This is a genomic window from Chitinophaga polysaccharea (assembly GCF_902150045.1).
GTDB classification, from domain to species: Bacteria; Bacteroidota; Bacteroidia; order Chitinophagales; family Chitinophagaceae; genus Chitinophaga; species Chitinophaga polysaccharea_A.
The window spans coordinates 218,096-233,055 of sequence record NZ_CABFVU010000005.1 but is presented as its reverse complement, the minus strand read 5'-3'; the positions used below and the strand labels follow the sequence as shown (position 1 = coordinate 233,055).

The window sequence follows — 14,960 nt, the reverse complement described above, 5'->3', positions numbered from 1 at the left end:
TGCCGCCAACATTTATGCTTTGATGTTAAAAACGAAGAATGTAACTTGTTACAGGCAATTTGTCACGCTGCCCCGGTCCCTGATATGAAAATACTACTATGCCTCATCACCGGCCTGTTATTGCTCAGCTATTCTCGCCTGACGGGCCAATCGTTGTTGCCTTATATCCTCAACGGGGCTGCTACCCAGCGTACATGTAACTGCTATGTGCTCACACCCGATCAGCAAACTACCAGCGGAACAGTATGGAATAAAAATAAGATCAATCTCCACCAGTCTTTTAATTACGTATTTGATGTGAACCTTGGTTGTAAAGATGCCAACGGTGCAGATGGCATTGGCTTCATCCTGCAAACCAAAGGCACCAATCTCGGCGCTACCGGGCAGGGCATCGGTTTTAAGGGCATCTCGCCTTCGCTGGGTATTATTATAGACACCTGGCAGAACAACGATGAAAACGACCCGCCTTATGATCATATCGCCATCCAGATGAACGGTATCACGGATCACAACGATCCTGCGGGCAATCTTACCGCGCCGGTAACGGCGCTGGCCGGCAGCGACAATATAGAAGACTGTAACTGGCACCTTTTCCGCATCCGTTGGGACGCAGGCACACAGCACATGGAAGTAAGCGTGGATAATGAACTGCGGCTTACACTTGATAAGGATATTGTAAACGATATTTTCAGCGGCGATCCCAATGTATTCTGGGGCTTTGCCGGGTCTACCGGTGGCAGCTCCAACAAACAGGAATTCTGCGCGGCCCTGCGCCCGGAATTTAATTTCAATCCCGGGCAGATCTTCTGCGATGGTACCCCCATCCGCTTCAGGGACAATTCCAGCTCTTTTGGATCTATCACCCGGTGGTGGTGGGACCTGGGAGATGGAACCCAGTCCACCGCACCATTACCACCCGCCCATGTATACCCTTCAGCGGGACAATATGAAGTAAAACTGGTGATTGAAGATAACAGCGGCTGCATGTCGGATACTTTAAAGGCGCCCTTTACCGTAGGGGCATACCCGGTGGTGGACTTCGGCCCCGATCCGTTATGCATTACCGGGAAAATGCAGATGGAAGATCGTACAACCATTGCCGTAGGAGCTGCTGAAAAATGGGAATGGAACTGGGGCAACGGCACTACCGCTACCGATCGGCAACCTACCGCGCCCTACACCACGCCGGGCGCCAAACAAATTCAGCTCTCGGTCACCTCCGCACAGGGCTGTGCCGGCGCCGCCACCAAAACGGTGCTGGTAGGCAATACACCGCAGGTAAGCGGCAGCGGTGAAGATGTATGCCTGGGTGCCACCACTGCATTTGAAGGTTTCAACCTTACACCAGCTACTCCCGTAAATCAGTGGCACTGGGATCTTAGCGATGGAAACACACTACTGCAACAACAGGGCGGCTTCCGCTTCGCGGATACCGGGTACTACCGGGTAAGCCTATACGCTATCAGCAGCGATGGCTGTGTATCGCCCAAAGTGGAAGTCCCGGTAAGGGTTACTTCTGTGTTCGCCCGCGCCGGCAAAGATACCATTGTGGCCGGCGGCCAGCCACTCCAGTTGCAGGCGGAATGGCTGAATCCCCGCGTCCGTTATACCTGGTCGCCGGTAACCGGCCTCAATGATCCCTACATTGCCAGTCCCGCTGCCATACTGCAAAAAGACCAGACCTTCCGCCTTACGGTCACTTCCCCCGAAGGTTGCGAGGACCACGACGATGTAAGCATCAAAGTATACGAAGGACCTGAATTTTATGTTCCCAATGCATTCACGCCCAACAACGACGGGCGTAACGATATTTTCAGGGTTATTGCCGCCGGTGTGCCTAAACTGGATTTCTTCTGTATATGGAATCGCTGGGGACAGGAAATTTTCCGCAGCGCCAGCCTTCCCGGTGGATGGGACGGCACCTGGAACGGACAGCCCGCTCCTGCAGCCACCTATGTATGGATGGTACAGGGTGTGGATTATACAGGACGCCGCTTCAGCAGGAAAGGCACGGTAACGCTTATACGTTAACTGCCATCCCGGTAAAAAAATAAGTAGTAACGATAACGACTACACGCGGTAACAAATAGCATTGATATTCATCCCGGCTCCTACAGAGGCAAACAGGATCACATCCCCTGCATGTATTTCCTGGTTGGCAATATGCCCTTTCCGTACCATGTCATATAAAGTAGGCACTGTGGCTACAGAGCTGTTGCCCAGTTCGTGGATATTCATAGGCATAATATCAGCAGGCGCTTCTTTTATACCATAAAGTGCATAGAAAGCCTTGATGATGGCAATATCCATCTTCTCATTAGCCTGGTGAATAAAGATCTTCTTTACATCCGCAATGGGAACCCCGCCCGCTTCCAGGCAGGCCTTCATTGCCTCCGGCACATGTTTCAAGGCAAACTCATATACCTTGCGGCCCTGCATCTTGATATAACGGATACGCGCATCTGCTTCCGGTGCAAAGGATTTACCCATGTAGATATAGTTTAGCTCTTCCATGGCATACGACTGGGCACTGGTACTGATCACACCCGCACTGCTTTCTTTATCATTAACGGCTTCTACAACCACAGCGCCGGCGCCGTCACTGAAAATCATGCTATCGCGGTCGTAACGGTCAATCACCCGGCTCAGCGTTTCTGTACCGAGTACCAGGCACTTCTTTGCCAGTCCCGCTTTAAAGAACGCATCTGCCTGGATAAAGCCCTGGATCCAGCCGGGGCAGCCAAATAAAATATCGTATGGAATACAGGCAGGGTTCCGTATTCCCAATGCCTGCTTCACCCTGGAAGCAAGTGAGGGCACGGCATCCGACTGTATCGTATCTGTAAGTACATTACCAAAATTATGGGCTACGATGATCTGGTCCAGTGTTTCGGGGTCCAGGCCCGCATCTTTGATGGCGGCTGCCGCTGCAGCTACGGCCATTTCTGTAGCATTCATATCAAGGTCGGCATACCTGCGCTCACAGATTCCTGTCACCTCTCCGAATTTGCGGATAATGACTGCCGCCTCATATGGGATCTTTTCTCCCCGGTCACTGTAGAAATCCTGCTGCAAAAAATCACTGTTCTTTATTTTATTGGCAGGAATAAAACTACCGGTACCGGTTATAATCGTCCTCATTGCATTAACCATAGAGTGCCTTTGTTTTTAAAGTTGCCACCTGACAACTTATCCCGTAAAGATACAATAAAAAGCGTGCCTTTCCAGTCACAGGCCCCTGTCTTCATCTCCAGGAAAAAAATGGCGCTGTTATTAATAACAACGCCATCATTTATATTCATCTCTGTTTATATCACAAACTATCTGCTACACCCTTCAGTAATTCGTACGACCGTAACCGTATGTCCTGGTCGTAAATATGTGCAGTCGCCATCAGCTCATCTACCTGTGTTTCTTCTATGAAACGCTGCAACCCTGTTTTAACAGTGGCAGTACTGCCTATAAACGAACAAGCCAGCATCTGTTGTGCATGTGCGGCTTCATATTCATTCCATACACCTTCCATACTGTCGATCGGAGGACCCAGGCGACGGAGCTTCCCGCGGATAATTCCCAGGAACAGCTGGTAGAAAGATGTAGCCAGCCGGTTCGCTTCCGCATCAGTATCTGCGGCAATTACATTTACGCAGGTCATGGTATGGGGAGCCGATAAAAATTCAGAAGGCTTGAAATGCTGCCGGTATATTTTCAGTGCAGCATGCAGTTGTGCAGGTGCAAAATGACTGGCAAATGCATAGGGTAAGCCCATAGCAGCGGCCAGGTAGGCGCTGTCGGTACTGGAGCCTAATATCCAGATGGGAATATCCAGCCCTTCACCGGGTATGGCCCTCACGGCACTGGTGTGATTATCGTACGATAAGTATTGCTGTAGCTCCTGTACCTGTTCAGGGAAATCGTGGCCTGCCCCCAGCCTGTCGCGGCGCAAGGCCCTTGCCGTTACCTGGTCGGTGCCCGGCGCCCGGCCAAGCCCCAGGTCTATCCGGTCGGGGTACAATGAGGCCAGGGTGCCAAACTGCTCCGCCACCACCAACGGCGCATGATTCGGGAGCATAATACCGCCCGAGCCTACCCGGATGGCATTGGTGCCGCCGGCAATATAACCAAGCAATACGGCTGTGGCGGAACTCGCCACACTCACCATATTATGGTGCTCTGCCATCCAGAAACGTTTATATCCCAGCTTTTCAACATGTTGTGCCAACCGCAGGCTGTTCCGGAAAGCATCTGCGGGCGTACTTCCTTCTGTTACCGGCGCCAGGTCTAATACTGACAACGGCCGTCTTAATCCTTGCTTATTCATGGGCACAAATTTACTACAATGCGGCCGACGGATATGAGGCGATATACTTTAGGTAAGCACTCTAAGCATGCTCCAGCATATCAATGAATGCGGCGGAAAAGCGATATGCATCGCCCGGCCAGCGGGCAGAAAGATAGTTCCGGTCACGTACAATGAAGCCCCGCCCCGGATGCCGGGCATCATCCCTCCGCAGTGGCAGCGGACCGCGGATAAACTGCCGGGGAGTTGCCAGCGCAGCCGTTACTTCCAACTGTACTGTTACCGGGTAAGTGAGATAATAGTCTTTAAGCCACCAACGGGTAAGCTGATAGGCCATCCGTTCCTGGATGGCCAGCAGGGCGGTGGTTTTATAGGAATGCAACACAGATTTCCCTGTTTGCAGGTGCCTGCTTCGTGCAGCCAGCACTGTACCATGACAGATAGCCGCCACCGGCTTCCCATCTGTAAAAAAACTGGCAACCACCTGTTGTAATAAAGCTGATTCAAGATAGGGAATCATGCCTTTGTCGTGCCCCCCGGGCAACAGCAACGCATCATAATCCTCCGCCCGGATCTCCGTATATTTTAAAGGCGTGCAAAAAGACTCACTGTTCGACATACGTTGATAAGCCATTACAGCATCTTCCCTGGCCTGCAGCAACCATTTCCATATACCCAATCCCTCTCCCCTCAATACCCGCAGGTCGGCCATGGCACTGTAACCGCCCGGTGTGGCAAATTGCACCTCGTACCCTTTTGCGGTCAGCAGCAACCAGGGTATAGCAGTTTCAGCAGGATCAAAACCATAATCGGGCAGTGGCAACAGCACCTTCTTCATGCAGGAAATTTTAACGCAGGAAAGGAAGATAACAAAATTACTTAATTTCAGGCCCTCATAATCTTGTTATGCCCCTGATATTGATATTTGGTTTGAATCCCAGCCGGAACCGGCCAAAAGCGGCCTTGATATCCTTATAAAAACGGTCCGCCGCTGGTGTGATAGCAAGGGGCAATAAAAACCGCAAATGGAAGAAAAATTACGCGCACATATAGAAAAAATAGTACCGCTTAGCGACCAGGAATTTGAATTTGTGTCTGAACATTTCACGGTAAAAAATTATAAAAAACGGGAGCTCATTATCCAGAAGGGCGAAAGCGTAAAGTATATTTATTTCGTGATCTCGGGGTTGTTAATGTTATCTTATAGCGATGACCAGGGGAAACAGCACATTGTTTCCTTCGCCATGGAAGACTGGTGGGAAACGGATTCCCTGGCCTGGTTCACGCAAACAAAAGCCTCCATGTCGTTGCAATGCATGGAGGATACGACAGTATATTGCCTTTCGCTGGAACATTATAAAGCACTGTGCGCGGGTATCCGGAAGATGGAGCACTTCTTCCTGGAAAAATCAAATGCAGGTCATATCGGCGCCCAGCGCCGCATCTTATCTTTCCTAACTTCCAACGCAAAAGAGCGGTACGAACAACTGCTCAAACATTATCCATCGCTGTACCAGAGAGTGCCCAAAACATTGCTGGCAGCCTATCTTGGCGTATCGCGCGAAACGCTCAGCAGGCTTTACCGCTCTTCGGAAAAGTGATGTTTGTCACACAAAAAGCAGCGCATTGTGCTCATCTTTGCAGTGTACAATTTTTTAATCAAACCGTGCCTGCAGCGCTACGAACAAAAAATCAATAACATGGAAAAAAGGATCATTAATCCCTGGCAATGGCAGGATCAGCGGAGCTATGTGCAGGGCGTTGAAGTAAAGAACGTGGAAAGTACGCTTTATTGTGCAGGCCAGGCGGCCGTGGAAGCCGATGGAAAATCAAGCACCGCTGATATGAAAACCCAGATAATACTGGCGCTTCAAAACCTGGAACGCGTGATCAGCGAAGCCGGTTATCAATGCGGGAACATCGTGCGGTTAAACGTTTACACCACTTCGTTTGCAGAATTTTTCAGCTGCTTTGATATATTCCAGGCCTGGATTGCAAAGCATGGCATTAAACAGGCCACTACTTTATTTGAGGTGAAAACCCTCTTTGAAACATTGAAAATTGAATTTGAAGCTACCGCAGTAAAATAAAGCGAAGGCCCGGTATATGCCGGGCCTTTGTTTTTATAATTAGTTATATGAAGATGAGTAACGATAATAAAATAAGATAGATCACCAGTTTGATGATCCTCCAGCGGTTGGTACGGAAATGACGGGGCCGCGTAAAATCAACATTGATACGCCGCATAAAATAACCTGCATCCCCCCGCCCTATAAGGGTTTTAAGCATTCCCCATTCATTGCTGCACCGCAGCATGGTCATATAGTAAGCCACTTTGGGATCACGGTAACCCATACCTGCAGCCCTTATATAATTAGTCCCCATATCAATAAAAGGAATAGCGGCCAAAAGGATCAGCCATTTCTGCCAGCTGAGAAATATAAAGAACAAAGGCGCACATAGTAAAGCCAACAGCAGTCCCTCTACAGGATTGGGGAAAGCATACCAGTTAAATGCTTTAAACCGGGGCAACAACATGGCCATGCCCGCGCCATAACGGGTAAAACGGTCGTAATGCGGCTGCCCGTTATTCCACCACGGATGGGTAACACGCGCCTCTTTCACACAGGTGAACTGCGTATTATGCAGCATACTTATCCTTGCTCCCAGGTCAATATCCTCTCCCCCGCCAATAGCCGACAGCTCCGGCGAAAAACGCAGGTCCTGCAAGGCGTTGCGATTATACATGATATTGGCAGTCACGCCCCATTTGAACTGTTCCTTTTTCCGGGCAATAGTAAAAATACTGGTAAGCCCGGCAGCATCCAGCGCACGTGTAAAGGCATTTAGGGGAGCCGGGAAATCTGTTAACCCTATAAAACCAATTGCAACCTGTTGCGCTTCGATGGCATCTGCGTACCGGAACAGCAGATCATCATCTGCCACAATATCATCATCCAGGAATAAGATCCAGCTTCCGCTTCCCGCTTCAATCCCGGTATTGCGGGTTTCGCCAGGACCCCTGTTTTCAGGATTTATAAATAACTGTATCACGCCTTCCCGCGCCAACCTCTGCAACTCCGCGCCAGGCTTCACATCCGGGTTGTCTGCAATAATATAATAATTGAATTTCCATCCGCCGGGTTTGGGCAAATGGATCAGTGGAAGCAAATATTGCTCATCCAGCCGGAAAGTGGGAATAATAATATCAATAGAATTTGTAATCCCTGACATAGGGCGCGAAGATAAATAAGATTTTATTTCTTCTCTGTAGTATACATAAATAAAGGGGGTGGCAAGACTACCTCCCCCTTAATATTTTAACCATATCCTATGAAAAACCTGGTACAAAGATATATTCATGGCCGTTAGTTGCCCTCCTTATTTCGTGAACGCATTATTATTCCCCGTGAATGCATGAAATCAGCAGGCCTTAACCGGTAGTTAACAAAATAATAAGAGTGGCGCCAACGCTTCCATTAATTACCCAATGTTTTCAGAGCGAGATAAGACATCAGGCCAGCGCCGGTTTCCAGCGCTTTTTCATCGGCATCAAAAGTAGCGGTATGTAAACCGGAAACAATTCCCCTGTTTTCATTGCGAACGCCCAGGCGGTAAAAGCAGGCATCGGCCACCTGGGAATAGGAGGCAAAATCTTCCGCCGCCATCCAGATGTCCAGGTCTTCCACCAGTTCTTCCCCCAGGTAATCCACCGCATGCCCCCTGCTTGCTGCCGTCAGCTTATCCTCGTTGATCAGCACAGGATATCCTCTTTCTATTTTAATATCACAGGAGCCTTCCATACTTTCTGCTATGGAGATGGCCATTTTTTTAATTTTCTCATGCGCCGCACTGCGCCAGGTTTCGTCCAGCGAGCGGAAAGTCCCTTCCAGCTTCACTTCATCGGGGATCACATTACTGGCCCCGTTGGCATGCATTTTTCCGAAGCTCAGTACAGATGGCAGCAACGGGTTGGCCCGGCGACTTACAATCTGCTGCAACGCTATCACCATATGGCAGGCAATCACCACCGGGTCGATGCCCAGGTGCGGCATAGCCCCATGCCCCCCTTTTCCTCTCACCGTAATGGAGATCTCGTCGTTGCTGGCCATATAGCGCCCGGAACGGAAGCCTACCTTGCCTACAGGCAGCTCCGGCATTACATGCTGCCCCAGGATATGATGTGGCCGCGGGTTTTCCAGTACCCCGGCCTTGATCATCAGGCTGGCCCCGCCGGGGATCACTTCTTCCGCCGGCTGGAAAATAAACTTCACCGTCCCGGAAAACTCTTCCTTCATCCGGCTCAGGATGCCCGCCACGCCCAGTAAAGACGCCGTATGCACATCATGCCCGCAGGCATGCATAACGCCCTGGTTCCTGGAACGATAGGGCACTTCGTTCAGCTCCACGATAGGCAGGGCGTCAATATCGGCCCGCAGGGCCACCACTTTATCCGACGGCTCCCGCCCTCCCTGCAATAAAGCAACAATACCTGTATCAGCCATCCTTTCATAAGGGATCCCAAGAGAATGCAACCGGTTCTCAATAAAAACCGCCGTCTGGTATTCCTGGTATGAAAGCTCTGGATGGGTATGCAGATGGCGACGGTTGGCCGTTGCCTCCTCCAGCAGCTCGCTGGCTAATTGCCGGATTCTCTCTTTAAGCATGTGGCAGAAGTTTTTATAAACTTCAAGTATACAATTTTTTATCCGGTCAAACCGCATGAAAGCATATCACTGTTTGCTCCAGCTTCTCAGTTTATAACCATAAAACGCGTAGAATACCAGGTAGAGATAACAGGGAAACAATACCCAGTAAGCCAGCCGTACATTGTATATGTCTGCTACCAGCCCGTACACTACCGGCAGCATGGCATTGCCGCATAAGCCCATGATCATTACAGATGCGCCCAGTTTGGTAAATCTCCCCAGCCCATCCAGGGCCAGCGGCCAGATACCCGCCCACACCAGCGAATTGGCAAATCCCAGCAATACCACGAACCAGATGGAAATATCCGTTACATGGCCCAGGAACCGCACTTCGCCGTGCAGGTAAATGATGCCCAGCGTAAATAATGCACCGAGAACAGTACATATCCTCAGGGCATTGGCCTGGCTGATCACCCGCGGGATCAGCGATATGCCCAGCAGGTAGCCGCAAATGGTAACAAATAATGTATAGGACGGGAACGTTTTTGCTTCCAGCAATGGAATATGCATAGAGCCGGCATAACCGATTATGGTATCTATAGCCACTACCTGCGTGCCTACATGTAAAAATATTGCCAGCGCCCCGAGGATCAGGTGGGGAAACTGGAAAATGCTGGTTTTGCCCGCATTGGCGCTGGCCACGGCGGCATCTTCATGCTCTGTATCAATTTCCGGCAAGGGAGATAAGCGAACCAAACATCCCAGTCCAAACAATACCACCGATACCACCGCATAAGGCACTATTACCCTTCTTATCAGGGCATCCAGCACCTCGTTGCGCGCATCGCCGCTCATATGGGCCAGCTCTTTGAACAGGTCGCCGTCCGTGGCTTTCAGTATCACCGCTGCAAAGATCAGCGGCGCCACAATGCCCGCACCCTTGTTACAGATGCCCATAATGCTGATACGCGCAGCCGCACTCTCTTTGGGTCCAAGGATGGTGATGTACGGGTTTGCCGCCGTTTGCAGCACGGCCAGCCCCAGCCCTATGATAAACAGTCCCGCCAGGAAGATCTCGTAAGTACGCGTATATGCTGCCGGTATAAAGATCAGCGCGCCCATCGACATTACCCAGAACCCTATCATCATTCCCTTCTTGAAACCCACCGCCTTCAGCAGGTAGGAGGCCGGCACGGACATAAAAAAGTAAGAGATATAGAACGCAAAGGCCACCAGGTACGACTGGAAATTGCTCAGTTCACAGGCAATCTTGAAATACGGTATCAGTATAGCGTTCACCCAGGTCACAAACCCGAATACAAAAAACAATAAACCCACAATGAGTATCGATATCACGGTATCGCGCCGGCTAAGGGATCCTGCTGCTACAGTAGCTGTATGTTGTTTCATGCTTGGTTATTTAATTACTCCGGTCGCTTTGCTATTGCCAGTGCGCGGGTAGTGTGTAGTATTTGGCCATGCCAATAAAGATAATATTTTGACCTATCCGGTTATTTTTTTTCATTGAGAACGTTACCGGTGTTTTTTTTTCATTTGCCGGTGAGATGACATCATCGTGATTCCCATGCCCGGAATCAAATAAATATTACATTTGGTTCCTCAACCAATAATAACTCCAATCACATCAAACATCTGCTATGAGAATTATTTTCGTACTCCCGTTCCTGTTAATGGCTTTTTCAGGTTACAGTCAAACCGCTACCATCAGATCCATACTGCTAAACCAGCTACGCACTACCCACAATAAGGCCGAATGGTTTGTACCGGTCAATACAGCCATAGAAGGGCTTACGCCGGAACAGGCCAACTGGAAAGACAGTTCCGGCAACCACTCTATTGCACAATTGGTGACTCATCTTACTTTCTGGAACCTCGACCAGCTGGAAAAGTTTAAAGGGAAAGAAAAGTCGGCGTTCAACGGTAATAACGACGACACCTTCTCCCCGGCCACAGCAGCGCAGTGGGAAGCTTCGGTTAAGCGGATCGACAGCGTACTTACCGCCTGGGAAACAACAATTGAACAGACGGATGAGAAGAAGCTGTCTTCCCAATACACCACTATTGCCAATATTAATACGCACAATGCCTATCATATTGGCCAGATCCTTTATATCCGTAAAATGCGTGGCAACTGGAATCCTGAAAAAGGGGTGAAATAAAACCGGTTCCCGCTTTAATACCTGCCAGATCATCAACACCCGCGGGAGAACCTGATCTCCTCACCGGCCACCACAAAAACATTGTGAAAACTCCCGGATTCGTTTATATTTAGTCTTTATTTCCGGCACGGAAAGCCCGGAAATAAGGATTTTGCAGTTTATAAGACTAAAATAATGGCGATAAATTCCCGTTTTATTACAAAAAATTCCGATCAATGACTGTGACAAGAAGAGCTGCGCTCAAGCAACTGCTGTATGTTTCAGCCGGCATGGCCATATTGCCAGCCTGTTTGCAACACACCAGCAGAACATCCCTAACATTAAAGAATATTGCGGTAGACGGCGACCAGGAAAAAATGCTGGCAGAACTCGTGGAAACGATTATTCCCGCTACTACCACACCAGGCGCCAAAGAGCTGTCCGCCCACCTGTTCACGCTCATTATGATGGATGATTGCTACAAAAAGGAAGACCAGCAGAAATGGCTCAGCGGCATGAAAGCATTTGAACAGGCCAGTAAGAAACTAAACGGGCATAGCTTCCTTGACAGCACGCCGGCGCAACGGGAGGAGCTGCTTAAAAGCTTTGAGGCCGCTAAAGACGATAAGGACGATGCCGCTTTTTTCTATCGCACTACCAAACGCCTCACCATCCAGGCGTATACCAGCTCCAAATATTTCCTTACCAAAGTAAATGTTTATGAACTGGTACCTGCACGTTACCATGGTTGCGTACCACTGAAACCCATTACCCGGAAGCTTGCCTAACTATTTAATTGTATGAGTAAAGATAATACCAGCCTGCAAAACCGTACGTTCGACGCCATTGTTATCGGCTCCGGCATCAGCGGCGGATGGGCAGCAAAAGAATTCACTGAAAAAGGATTGAAAACACTGGTGCTGGAAAGAGGCCGTGATGTAAAACACCTGAAAGACTATCCCACCACCAACAGTTTCCCCTGGGAATTCCCGCACCGCGGCCAGGTACCGCAAGTCATTAAGGCTGCCAACCCGGTGGTTAGCCGCTGCTATGCCTATAAGGAAGATACCATGCACTTCTTTGTGAAAGATACCGAGCATCCTTATGGTCAGCCCAAACCATTCGATTGGATCAGGGGATACCAGGTAGGCGGTAAATCACTGATGTGGGCCCGGCAAACACAACGCTGGAGCGACTTCGATTTTGAAGGTCCCGCCCGCGACGGCTTCGCCACCGACTGGCCCATCCGTTATAAAGACATCGCCCCATGGTATAGCTACGTAGAAAAATTTGTGGGTATCTCCGGAAACAAAGACGGTTTACCACACCTTCCCGATGGAGAATTCCTGCCCCCTATGGAGCTTTCCTGCGTAGAAAACTATTTCAAGGATTTTGTAAAAGATAATTATAAAGACCGGCAGGTGATCTACGCCCGTTGCGCCCATTTAACGCAGCCGCAGCAGATCCACCTGGACCAGGGCCGCGGGCAATGCCAGAAAAGAGATCTTTGTCAGCGTGGATGCCCGTTTGGCGGCTATTTCAGCAGCAACTCCTCTACCATTCCCTGGGCGGAAAAAACCGGCAACCTTACCCTGCGTCCTTTTTCCGTAGTACATTCCATTATTTATGATGAACAAAAAGGAAAAGCTACCGGCGTACGCGTAATAGATACCAATACAAAAGAAATGATGGAGTATTATGCGAAAGTGATTTTCGTAAACGCTGCCGCAGTAAATACGAATGCACTGCTGCTAAACTCTACCTCCCATCGTTTTCCCAACGGCCTGGGCAACGATAGCGGCGTACTGGGTAAATACTTTGCCTTTCATAATTACCGCGGTCATATCGGCGGGCAGTATGAAGGATTCAAAGATTCCACTACAGACGGACGTCGTCCTACCAGCGCTTACCTTCCACGATTCCGCAACGTACACAAACAGGAAACCGATTTCCTCCGTGGCTACGCAGCAGGATTTTCTTCCGGCAGGGGCTCTCATACCAATACCAACGGGTTTGGCAAAACGCTGAAAGACCAGCTGTTTAACAGCGAAACAGGTCCCTGGTACGTTGGCTCCCACATGATGGGCGAAACGATCCCTAAAGAGATCAGCACCGTTACACTGGATACACAAAAGAAAGATGAATGGGGTATTCCGCAGATCAATATCAACGTAGATTATGATGATAATGATGAAAAGATGCTGAAGGATTTCTTTGAGCAGATGACCGAAATGTATACCAAAGCAGGATTTACCAATATACGAACCAGCGATTCCAAACAGGCGCCCGGACTGGATATCCACGAGATGGGCGGTGTGCGTATGGGCAAGGATCCTAAAACATCCATGCTGAATAAATGGAACCAGATGCACGCATGTAACAACGTGTTTGTAACCGATGGCGCATGTATGACGTCTACTTCCACGCAAAACCCATCGCTTACGTATATGGCGCTCACGGCAAGAGCAGTGGATTATGCGGTACAGCAATTGAAAAAGGGAGAGATATAAACAAATCAATAAACTTTTCATGAAGGAGGCTGTATCAAAAGTAATCTGAAGGTCCTGAGAATTGCGTAAACGAAAATTCTCTCCATCAGGTACCCGAATAAAATCGAGTAAAAATTACTTATGATACAGCCTCCTTTTTTTTATGCCGGATCAAATTAAAATGTTATTTTGACAATCGTTTAAACCCTGTGTTTTTGTTTTTCTTTTTAAAACCTATACATATGAAATTCATCCTGTTACCCGGCCTGTTATTGGCCTGTTTATTAACCTTGTGCAGCTTTCATTCCCAGGCCCAGGTTCGTGGCACTTTTGTAGTGAATGGCGACATTGACAAATATTACCCGGTGGTATTTACTGACACGGCGTGGAATTATGACGAAGCTTCAGAGCTTCAGATAGGGCGCTCCAATGTACACAGGGACGGTCCTGATGGTAGCTGGAGAGGCAGTATTATCGCCACATTCAGGTACCACACCACCAATTGGGGACATGGCTCGCATTTTATCGATGCGGACATCAGGCAATACTCAAATCCGGCAATGCCTTTTAATAAATTAGTGGCGGGTTGGAAAGATGCTACCTCTGGAAATAATTCAAAGATTATGATTATCTGGCTCCGGGGACAGACAAGCTATACCTATAGCTCACGTTATAGTGACAAAGTAGCGGTATATGATGGTACCGCTTCCGGCCCGCTCCCATATACAGAGCCTCTTACCAATATATCCAATACTTTCAAAACTTCCATCGACAACTATGTAAACACCAATGGAAGTACGTACAGTGGTAATACTTATTCTCTTGGTGGACTTAACTACTTTTTTGGTAATGTAGGTATCGGCACAACTGCTCCCACCGCAAAACTGGAAATAGCCGGAGCGCCGGCATGGACTGCGAATGGCTGGGGAAAGGCAGACACCACGGCACGCCCAGCAAGATATCACATGGTAATCACCAATAGTGGCAACATAGGCATTGGCACAACAACACCGAATAACTACAAACTGGCTGTAGAAGGCACTATCGGCGCACGCCGTATAAAAGTTACACAACAAGCCAACTGGGCCGACTTTGTTTTCCACCCGGAATACAAACTTCCTCTGTTACAGGAAGTGGAAAGCTTCATCACAAAAAATGGTCATCTTCCCGAAATCCCCACCGCAGCAGAAGTAAAAGAAAATGGAGTGGATATCGGAGAAATGAACAAGCTCCTGTTACAAAAAGTAGAAGAGCTCACCTTGTATCTCATTCAACAGCAAAAAGAAATTGAAGAACTAAAGCGTAAAATAAAATAATCATCTTCCCTTTAAATAAAAAACGCGGATGAACACACCTACTGTTC

The 14,960-nt window shown here is 48.9% G+C and carries 13 protein-coding genes; 7 read left to right on the top strand and 6 right to left on the bottom strand.

Going from position 1 to position 14,960, the window contains the following annotated elements; genetic code table 11:
* Window positions 1-45: 45 nt before the first annotated feature.
* Window positions 46-2,031: a lectin-like domain-containing protein gene (locus FN124_RS29005; RefSeq protein WP_221887952.1), complete on the top strand. Its 1,986-nt coding sequence runs from the start codon at window positions 46-48 to the stop codon at window positions 2,029-2,031.
* 39 nt (window positions 2,032-2,070) lie between these two features.
* Here FN124_RS29005 and FN124_RS29000 read toward each other — a convergent pair whose 3' ends face one another.
* From FN124_RS29000 to FN124_RS28990, 3 genes are all read right to left on the bottom strand, one after another.
* Entirely contained in the window at window positions 2,071-3,141 is a 1,071-nt protein-coding gene (locus tag FN124_RS29000) for a 3-oxoacyl-ACP synthase III family protein (protein WP_142688293.1), read from the bottom strand.
* Window positions 3,142-3,313: 172 nt separating this feature from the next.
* Complete coding sequence (locus tag FN124_RS28995) at window positions 3,314-4,321, bottom strand: LLM class flavin-dependent oxidoreductase (RefSeq protein ID WP_142688292.1); 1,008 nt, start codon at window positions 4,319-4,321, stop codon at window positions 3,314-3,316.
* Window positions 4,322-4,382: 61 nt separating this feature from the next.
* A complete protein-coding gene (locus FN124_RS28990; RefSeq protein WP_142688291.1) occupies window positions 4,383-5,138 on the bottom strand; it encodes a type 1 glutamine amidotransferase domain-containing protein in 756 nt (251 codons plus the stop codon).
* A gap of 187 nt (window positions 5,139-5,325) precedes the next feature.
* On the opposite strand from FN124_RS28990, the gene FN124_RS28985 reads away from it, so the two are divergent.
* Together FN124_RS28985 and FN124_RS28980 are read left to right on the top strand one after the other, a co-directional pair.
* A complete protein-coding gene (locus FN124_RS28985) occupies window positions 5,326-5,901 on the top strand; it encodes a Crp/Fnr family transcriptional regulator (RefSeq protein WP_142688290.1) in 576 nt (191 codons plus the stop codon).
* A 99-nt stretch (window positions 5,902-6,000) separates the two neighbouring features.
* Entirely contained in the window at window positions 6,001-6,390 is a 390-nt protein-coding gene (locus tag FN124_RS28980; RefSeq protein ID WP_142688289.1) for a RidA family protein, read from the top strand.
* A gap of 43 nt (window positions 6,391-6,433) precedes the next feature.
* Here FN124_RS28980 and FN124_RS28975 read toward each other — a convergent pair whose 3' ends face one another.
* The 3 genes from FN124_RS28975 to FN124_RS28965 form a co-directional block, all read right to left on the bottom strand.
* Window positions 6,434-7,534 carry a glycosyltransferase family 2 protein gene (locus FN124_RS28975; RefSeq protein ID WP_142688288.1) on the bottom strand — a complete coding sequence of 367 codons (1,101 nt, stop codon included), beginning with the start codon at window positions 7,532-7,534 and terminating at the stop codon, window positions 6,434-6,436.
* A gap of 245 nt (window positions 7,535-7,779) precedes the next feature.
* Window positions 7,780-8,967, bottom strand: coding sequence for a M20 metallopeptidase family protein (locus tag FN124_RS28970; protein WP_142688287.1), 1,188 nt, complete (start codon window positions 8,965-8,967; stop codon window positions 7,780-7,782).
* Window positions 8,968-9,033: 66 nt separating this feature from the next.
* Window positions 9,034-10,359: a sugar MFS transporter gene (locus FN124_RS28965; protein ID WP_142688286.1), complete on the bottom strand. Its 1,326-nt coding sequence runs from the start codon at window positions 10,357-10,359 to the stop codon at window positions 9,034-9,036.
* 248 nt (window positions 10,360-10,607) lie between these two features.
* Here FN124_RS28965 and FN124_RS28960 point away from each other — a divergent pair, with 248 nt between their 5' ends.
* The 4 genes from FN124_RS28960 to FN124_RS28945 all read left to right on the top strand — a co-directional run bounded on the left by FN124_RS28960 (window position 10,608) and on the right by FN124_RS28945 (window position 14,913).
* On the top strand, window positions 10,608-11,129 hold the full coding sequence (locus FN124_RS28960) for a DinB family protein (RefSeq protein ID WP_142688285.1): 522 nt from the start codon (window positions 10,608-10,610) through the stop codon (window positions 11,127-11,129).
* Between the two features lie 215 nt (window positions 11,130-11,344).
* Complete coding sequence (locus tag FN124_RS28955) at window positions 11,345-11,896, top strand: gluconate 2-dehydrogenase subunit 3 family protein (protein ID WP_142688284.1); 552 nt, start codon at window positions 11,345-11,347, stop codon at window positions 11,894-11,896.
* 12 nt (window positions 11,897-11,908) lie between these two features.
* The gene (locus tag FN124_RS28950) at window positions 11,909-13,618 is read left to right on the top strand and encodes a GMC oxidoreductase (protein ID WP_142688283.1); all 1,710 of its coding nucleotides are present in this window, start codon (window positions 11,909-11,911) and stop codon (window positions 13,616-13,618) included.
* A 221-nt stretch (window positions 13,619-13,839) separates the two neighbouring features.
* The gene (locus FN124_RS28945; RefSeq protein ID WP_142688282.1) at window positions 13,840-14,913 is read left to right on the top strand and encodes a hypothetical protein; all 1,074 of its coding nucleotides are present in this window, start codon (window positions 13,840-13,842) and stop codon (window positions 14,911-14,913) included.
* Window positions 14,914-14,960 lie beyond the last annotated feature (47 nt).